The organism is Streptomyces sp. BE20 (assembly GCF_036322525.1).
In the GTDB taxonomy this organism is placed as follows: Bacteria; Actinomycetota; Actinomycetes; order Streptomycetales; family Streptomycetaceae; genus Kitasatospora.
This window is the reverse complement of the sequence record NZ_JAQYWW010000445.1, coordinates 1-1500: the sequence shown is the minus strand read 5'-3', so window position 1 is coordinate 1500 and position 1500 is coordinate 1. Positions and strand designations below refer to the sequence as shown.

1 protein-coding gene is annotated in these 1500 nt (G+C 69.1%); it reads right to left on the bottom strand.

The genetic code is table 11. From position 1 onward, the window contains the following. Positions 1-33: 33 nt before the first annotated feature. Entirely contained in the window at positions 34-1359 is a 1326-nt protein-coding gene (locus PUR61_RS04480; RefSeq protein WP_329875848.1) for an IS4 family transposase, read from the bottom strand. Between the last annotated feature and the right edge of the window lie 141 nt (positions 1360-1500).

Below are 1500 nucleotides of genomic sequence, written 5' to 3'. Positions count from 1 at the left end.
CAATGCCGTGTAGATAGAGCTTGCGGATTCCTGTCACGGGTCTGGTGTGGTCAGGATGTCGATGCTGATGGTGGCTTTGTAGCTGGTCCGGTCGATGGTGCCTTTGGCGTTGTACTTGGAGATCGCGCGTTTGACGACGCGGGGGCGGGTGCGGATGCGCCGGTCGGGCATGAGGTCGGCCAGGACTCGTCGGCCGATGGTGCCGACGAGGTCGATGACGGTGTCCGCGATGACGCCCGCGGCCTGGATGACCAGGTCGCGGGCGGTGTTCAGGGCGATGGTGAAGCTGGCCCGGTCGGGGTCGACGCGGGGGCGGGTACCGGTGGCGTCGGCCATGGCTAGTCGCAGGACCTGGTAGGTGACCAGCAGCGCGTAGATCTCCTGTTCGAGGCCGGCGGGGGTGCGGGCGCGCAGGACTCGGCCGCCCAGAACGGTGGACTTGATCTCCAGGTAGGCGGTCTCGATCTCCCAGCGCTGGTGGTACAGCGTGATCAGTTCGGTGGCGGGATGGGTGCGGTGGTCGGTCAGGGTGGTCACCAGCCGGCAGAGGCCGGTGTGGCGGCCGGTGGCCGTGGCGATGGTGATCTCGCAGTCGATGACCCGAACCTCAACGGTGCCGAGCCGGGACAGGTAGGAGCCGTCACGGTTGCGGCGAAGCACGGGCAGGTGGCGGCCGCTCTTCACCCGGACCAGGACGTGGGCGCCGGTGGTGGCGATGGCGCTCACCAGGGTCCGCGCGGCGAAGTTGCGGTCCAGCAGCACGATCACGCCCTCGCGCAGGCTGCGGAGCAGGCGCGGCGCATAGGTGGTTTCCCCGTCCGTGGTCGGCCCGAACACCGCGTCCAGGACGGTGCGGGTGCCGCAGGACACCAGGACCAGCAGTCGTAGCGCCGGGTATCCCGAACCGCCGTTGTTGCAGCGGTGTTTGGTGTATTTGGTCAGGTTCGCGGGGCTGTCGGGCACCGTGATCGTCGTGCCGTCGATCGCGCAGACCAGCAGCCCCCGCCACCACGCCCCGGTGGTGCCGATTCCGGCGGCCGGGCCGCGTAGCAGGTCGAACAGCCAGCGCATCGGCTCGGCCCCCACCCGCCTGCGGGCCTGGGCGAACGCACCGCCGGTCGGGTCGGCGACCGGCAGGCCGTCCAGTCCGGCGGTCAGCCGCTGCCACACCTGCCGCCAGCCCAGCCCAGGGAACAGGCACCCGGCCAGCAGCAGATACACCACCACCCGAGACGGCAGGTCCCGGACCCGCGCCTGCACCCTGCCGGTCTGCGCCAGCGCCTCGTCGACCATCTCGAACGGGACGATCCGGGTCAACTCACCGAGATGGCCGGGCGCGAACGCCCCCGCGGCAACCACAACCTCACGAGAGATGACAGACTGGGCACCCAACGGAGCTCCTACCGAACAGTGATCTTGGTCGACACGGTTCTAGCAGGAGCTCCGTCCCATTTCAGGCGACTTGACGCGGCCACCCACGGCTCTATCTACACGGCATTG